The following is a 6,401-nucleotide window of genomic DNA, read 5'->3' as shown; positions in this document are numbered from 1 at the left end:
CCTCTCCCCCTCCCGCGGGTTCGCCCCCGCCCTGGTTGTCATTGCTCGTGGTCGCGCCCTTGATGGTCCTGGCGTGCCGGGGCGCCGCGCTCTCCGACGCCGAGGAGGCGCTACCTGTCGCTCGGTCAGCGCTGGCGGCTCCAGGACGCTGGCCATGAGGTGGGCGGCCACACGGTGTCCCACGTCCAGCTCCCCCCGCTGGACGTGGACTCGCAGCGGCACCAGGTGTGCTTACGCGGAGACCGTTCCACCGAGAGACGCCTACACCCTCCGCAACCACGGCTCCGTGCAGAGAGACGGGGTGCCGGACTGCTGGCAGCGCGGCGGCTTTGGCACCAACGCCTACAGCTGGTCGCGGACGACGGACGCCCGCTCGGGGAGCTGGGCCCAGCGCGTGAACATCACCAGCTCCTCCAACGGAGATCGCAAGCTCATCTCCCAGCAGGATTTCGGCGTGTGCGCGCCGCCACTCACCGCTGGCCACCGCTACAGGGTATCCGCCTGGTACAAGGCCAATGCCGCGCCCCGCTTCAAGGCGTACTACCGCAACGCCGCGGGCGGCTGGCTGTGGTGGGCGCAAAGCGCGCTGCTGCCCACGCGCGGCGCCTACGGCTACGCCGAGTGGACGACGCCCCCCGCGCCCTCCGGGGCCCTGGGGCTGAGCGTAGGGCTGGCCCTGGAGCGCGTCGGCACGATGACGATGGATGACTTCACGCTCGAGGACCTGGGCCCGAACCCCTTCGCGCCGCTCGAGCCCGGAGCCATGCCAGCCCCCTGAATGCGGGTTCGCAGGCCTGGGGACGCGAGGGCCACTGTGTCCGTGGCAGACCAGCACGACCCACCCGCCGAGCAGATGGCTCCTCGCACGCGGTGCCCCAGCTTCCCTCACCGCGTGAGGCATGCCGCCTCGCGGCGGAGGAGGAATCATGGGCAAGGGTTTCAGACGGCTCCCACTTATCCTATTGGCACTGGGGCTCACCCACTGTGATGCGCCGCCGGTGGAGTTTGGAGAGGAGGGGCCTCCGGGCGAGGCGCTCTTGTCCACGGAGCAGGAAAGTGAGGAGTCCTGCGTGCCGGCGGTCCGGGCAGGGCTATTCGCGGCCACGGACGTGAGCAACCTGACGGAGGTGAACGGCACGCTGTTCTTCGCCGTGGGCACCGCGCTCTGGAAGAGCGACGCGACGGCGGGCAGCGCGGTGGAGGTGCGGGACTTCCCTCGCGACGAGGCGGGCGGTGGACTGCGAGACCTCATCGAGGCGAAGGGCCTGCTCTTCTTCGTGTCCGGCCGCACACTGTGGCGAAGTGACGGCACGAAGGCAGGCACCTTCGCGCTCGTCACGTCCGCACAAACCGGCACCCTCTCGGACCCCACGCCGCTGCGCGAGTACCGAGGCAAGCTGCTCTTCCGGATGTACTCACCTGGGCACGGTGTGGAGCTGTGGAGCAGCGATGGCACGCGCAAGGGCACCCGGCTGCGCGCGGACGTCAATCCAGGGCCCGCGTCCAGCACCATCGCCCGGAATGTCATCACCGCGAGCGGCGACTTCGTCTTCGGCGCGCACCTGGACGAGGACGAGGAGGGCGTCGCGCTGTTGAAGCTGACGCCTGCGGGGCGCATCGTCGAGCTCTTCCGCATCCGCGCCAGCGAGACGTCCATCTTCCGCCTGGAGGCGGTGGGGGACCGGCTCTTCTTCCTCATCGACCCGGGGGACCGAGGCAGGCCGTACCTGTACACCAGCGATGGGACACCGGGAGGTGCCGCGCTGGTGAAGCACTTTGGAGACGTCTCCACGCCCCGTGAGTTCACCGCGTTCGACGGCCGGCTCTTCTTCGTCGCCGAGACAGAGGGCTCCGACGCCGGGTTCTTCAGCATGGAGCTCTGGGTGAGCGACGGTACGCCCGCGGGGACCCACCTCTTCGCGGACATCCGGCCTGGCGCAGCGGAAGGCGCCATCCCTACCGAGCTGATGGTATTCAAGGACCGGCTCTACTTCTCCGCCGACGACGGCGTCCACGGACGAGAACTCTGGTCGACCGACGGCACGGTGAACGGCACCCGCTTGGCGAAGGACCTCTGGCCCGGGGCTGAGAGCTCGGACCCCTACGGTCTCCGGGTCGTGAACCGGAAGCTCTACTTCGTCGCGGACGACGGCGAGCACGGCGCCGAGCCCTGGAAGATCTTCCACGGACGCGCGCGCCTGGTGGCGGACCTCGAGCCCGGCCCGGTGGGCTCGAATCCACGGCGGCTTGGGTTCGACCCCGACGCGGCGTTCTACCGCTCCGGCGGGCATGTCTTCTTCACCTCCACCAGGGAAGACGCCACATCGCTCTGGGCCCTGAAGACGGGCTCCTACTGCCCAGTGCCCTGAGCGTGGCTCGCCAGCGCCGATGACATCAAGGAACGGCAGGGCGCGGCTTGTCCGCGGCGCTCGCGCCTCTGCCGCGCCGCCCCTCGGGGCAAGCGGTGAAGCCGTCACACGTCGTCGTCGTCGTCGAAGCGGCGAAGGTCGCGCTGGCGCGCCAGGGTCTGCTTGCGGCGCTGGAGCAAGGCATCCGCCGCTGGCGCCGCCTCACGGCGCTCCTGCCCCTCGGCTTCCGCTGGCTTCAGCAACGCCGACAGTGCCTCAACGGTGACGCCTTCGTAGAGGCTCGACGCAGGCAGGTCCAAGCCCAACTGCTTCTTGATGCGGCCACTGAGCTGCACGGCGATGAGCGAATCACCGCCGAGCTCAAAGAAGTTGTCCTGGATGCCGATGGGCGCCACGCCCAGCATCTCCTGCCACAGCTCCACCAATGACCGCTGGAGTGGCGTGCCCGGCATGACGTACGCGCTGCGAAGCTGCGGACGCGGTTGACACGGGCGCGCGCTGGCGGCTTCGCCCCCCTGCTCCGCCCGCGGCGGCTGAGGCGTGGCGTCCGGCGCCGCCACCTCAGGCTGGGATGCAATCGCGACACGAGGCGCGGGCTCGACGCCGTCGGGCTCGATCCAGAAGCGCTGGCGCTCGAAGGGATAGGTGGGGAGCGGCACCCGGTAGCGCAGCTCCGCGCCGTGGAAGCCCTTCCAGTCCACGCGGGCGCCCGCTTGCCAGAGCCGGCCGAGCGTCTCATAGGCCAGCGGCGCCATGCCGGCGGCCCCGTCGTCCTTGGGCGGCGGCATGGAAGCCAACACGGCATGCGAGGCCGTGAAGGCCGGGTGCCGCTTCGCCAGCTTCCCCAGCACCTGGCCGGGGCCCGCCTCCAGCAACACGCGCCTGGCGTCGGTGAAGAGCGCGTGCAAGCCATCCGCGAAGCGCACCGTCCCGCGCAGGTGCTCGGCCCAGTAACGAGGGCTCGTCGCCTGCTCGGCCGTCACCCAGGTCCCGGTGACGTTGGAGACGAATGGAAGCGTTGGCGGCGCCAGCGGCACCGTCGCCACCTGCGCGGCGAACGCGTCGAGGATGGAGTCCATCATCGATGAGTGGAAGGCATGCGACGTCACCAGCGGCTGGCACTGAATCCCCGCCTCCTGGAGCTGCTTCCGCACCGCCTCGACGGCTGCGTGCGTCCCCGACAGCACGCACTGCATGGGGCCATTGACAGCCGCCAGACTCAGCTCCGCTCCACCTGCCCGCAGGTACGGCTGCACCTCGTCTTCGGACAGGGGCACCGCCAGCATCGCGCCGGAAGGCAGTCCCTGCATGAGCCGGCCACGCGCGGCCACCAGCCGCAGTGCGTGCTCCAGGGAGAAGACGCCCGCGAGGCACGCCGCCACGTATTCACCGATGCTGTGCCCCAGCATGGCCCGCGGCATCACGCCCCAGGACATCCACAGGCGCGCGGTGGCGTACTCCAGCGTGAAGAGCGCGGGCTGCGTGAGCGCCGTCTGCGAAAGCTTCGTGCCGCTGACCTCCGCGGCCTCGGGCCGTGGGTACAGCACCGTCCGCAGGTCCAGTCCGTCCAGGTGCGGCTTCAGCAGCTCCGCGCACCGGTCCACCTCCGCGCGGAAGACGGGCTCTGCCTCGTACAGCGCTCGGCCCATGTCCACATGCTGCGAGCCCTGGCCCGGGAAGAGGAACGCCACGGACCGCTCCACCGCGTCTTGAGCCTCCGTGAGCACGCGAGGGCCCTGTGGCTGCGACAGCGCGTCGACGGCATCCTCCACGCTCCTCGCCAGCACGAAGCGACGGTGCAGGAAACGCTGGCGCCCTGACTGGAGCGTCCAGGCCACGTCCGCCAGGCTCACCGCCCGCGAGCTCTTCAAGGCCTCCACCAGCCGCGCCGTGGCCGACTCCAACGCCGACGGTGTCCGGGCGGACACGGGCAGCAGGTGCCATGCACGCCGCGACGGTGCGCTCGCGGGCAGCACGGGGGCCTCTTCCAGCACCACGTGCGCGTTGGTGCCACCCACGCCGAAGGAGCTCACGCCCGCGCGCCGCGGCGAGTCCCCCGCGGGCCAGGGCTTGAGCGTGGCGTTGACGTAGAACGGGCTGCCGTCGAAGTCGATGGCCGGGTTGGGACGCTCGTAGTGGAGGCTGGGCGGCAGCTCGCCGTGCTTCAGCGCCATCACCGTCTTCATCAGCCCGGTGATGCCCGCGGCGGCGTCCAGGTGGCCCAGGTTGCCCTTCACCGAGCCCAGCGCACAGAAGCGCCGCCGCTGGGTTGTGGCACGGAAGGCCTTGGTGAGCGCCTGCACCTCGATGGGGTCGCCCAGCGGCGTGGCGGTGCCATGGGCCTCCACGTAGCTGATGTCGTCCGCCTCCAGGGCCGACGCCGCGAGCGCCTCCGCCACCACCTGGGCCTGGCCGTCCACGCTGGGCGCGGTGAAGCCCGCCTTCAGCCCACCGTCGTTGTTGGTGGCCGAGCCCTTGATGACGGCATGGATGGTGTCACCGTCCCGCACCGCGGCGCGCAGCTTCTTCAGCAGCACCACGCCCGCGCCGCTGCCGAAGAGCGTGCCCTGCGCCTTCGCGTCGAAGGGTCGGCAGCGGCCGTCCGGCGAGGCCATGCCGCCCTCCGCGTACCGGTACCCGTTGAAGAACCCCACGTTGATGGACGCACCGCCCGCGAGCGCCATGTCGCACTCGCCATTGAGCAGGCTCTGGCAAGCCAGGTGCACCGCCACCAGCGACGTGGAGCAGGCGCTCTGCACGGTGTGGCTCGCGCCCCGCAGGTTGAGCTTGTATGAGACGCGGGTGGCCAGGAAGTCGCCCCCGTTGCCGATGTTCACCTGCACCGGCTCGAAGGACTCCAGGACGCGCGGGTTCCGCGCCAGGTTCATCAGCAGGTACGTGTTGAGCGTGGCGCCGCCGAACACGGAGATGGCGCCAGCGTAGTCACGCGGAGAGTAGCCAGCGTGCTCCAGCGCCTCCCAGCACCCCTCCAGGAAGACACGGTGTTGAGGGTCCGTGAGCTCCGCCTCGCGCGGCGGCATCTCGAAGAAGGCCGCGTCGAAGGACTCCGGCTCCGGCAGGATGGCCGCGGCCCTCACGAAGGACGGGTCCTCCAGCCGCGCCGCTGGCACACCGGCCGCGCGGGCCTCCTCCTTGGAGAAGAAGCGGATGGACTCCACCCCCGCGCGGAGGTTGGCCCACAGCGTGGCCACATCCGGAGCGCCGGGAAAGCGCCCGGCCATGCCGATGATGGCGACGTCTGCGTCGTCGAACTCCTGAGGGGGCTTGCTGTCCACGGTGTCGTCTCCAGGTTCTCGTAGGTCGAGGGGGCGTCGGCGCGGGCCCTACTCGCGGCGGCTGCGTCGCTCTCTGCGTTGAGCCCCACGGCTCTGGCTGGACTCGAAGGCGGGGTTCTCCGCCGGAGCCGGGCCCTGCCCCAGCTTCTTCGCCAGCGTGGCCACGGTGGGGGCCTCGAAGACGCTGGTGAGGGGCACGTCCCGCCCCAGCTCCCGCTTCATGCGCCCGACGATCTTCAGCCACAGGAGTGAATTCCCTCCCAGGTCGAAGAAGTTGTCGTGGATGCCGAGCTGCTCCAGGCCCAGTTGCTCCTGCCACACCCGCACGAGCGCGCGCTCCACGTCATCGGTGGGCGCCACGTACTCGGTGCCCAGCGCGGGCCGCGAGTGCAGCGCGGCACCCGCGTCCTTCTTCGCCCCCGCGCCTTCGCGGCGCACCCACTGCGCCACGCGCGCGTCCAGGTTGCCCGTGGACACCAGCACCTGCCCTTCCAACGGCGCCTCCACCACCCGGCGGAAGGCCTCCACCGCCTCGTCGGGCGTCATGGCGAACTGGTCGATGCTCGTCTGGACGGCCTTCGCGCCCTCGGCGGCGTCCACCGGCCAGCCATCCCAGTTGGTGCTCAGCCACCGCGTGCCTCCGGTCCGCGAGCGCGCCACCGCGAAGGCATCCAGGAAGGCGTTGGCCGCCGCGTAGGCCCCCAGCCCCAGCCCGCCCAGCGCCGTGGCGTTGGAG

4 protein-coding genes are annotated in these 6,401 nt (G+C 70.7%); 2 read left to right on the top strand and 2 right to left on the bottom strand.

Annotated elements, in window-relative coordinates; translation table 11 throughout:
- Positions 1–301: 301 nt before the first annotated feature.
- Positions 302–778, top strand: coding sequence for a hypothetical protein (locus tag HV824_RS34515; RefSeq protein ID WP_176425163.1), 477 nt, complete (start codon positions 302–304; stop codon positions 776–778).
- A gap of 292 nt (positions 779–1,070) precedes the next feature.
- Positions 1,071–2,369, top strand: coding sequence for an ELWxxDGT repeat protein (locus HV824_RS34510; protein ID WP_176421503.1), 1,299 nt, complete (start codon positions 1,071–1,073; stop codon positions 2,367–2,369).
- Between the two features lie 104 nt (positions 2,370–2,473).
- Here the strand turns inward: HV824_RS34510 and HV824_RS34505 are convergent, their stop codons facing one another.
- Both HV824_RS34505 and HV824_RS34500 read right to left on the bottom strand, forming a co-directional pair.
- Entirely contained in the window at positions 2,474–5,665 is a 3,192-nt protein-coding gene (locus tag HV824_RS34505; RefSeq protein ID WP_176425162.1) for a type I polyketide synthase, read from the bottom strand.
- 48 nt (positions 5,666–5,713) lie between these two features.
- A partial coding sequence (locus tag HV824_RS34500; RefSeq protein ID WP_176425161.1) for a phosphopantetheine-binding protein occupies positions 5,714–6,401 on the bottom strand: 688 nt, incomplete at its 5' end.

The sequence above is a fragment of the Myxococcus sp. AM009 genome (genome assembly GCF_013372605.1).
In the GTDB taxonomy this organism is placed as follows: domain Bacteria; phylum Myxococcota; class Myxococcia; order Myxococcales; family Myxococcaceae; genus Myxococcus; species Myxococcus vastator.
This window is presented reverse-complemented; position numbering and strand designations above follow the sequence as displayed.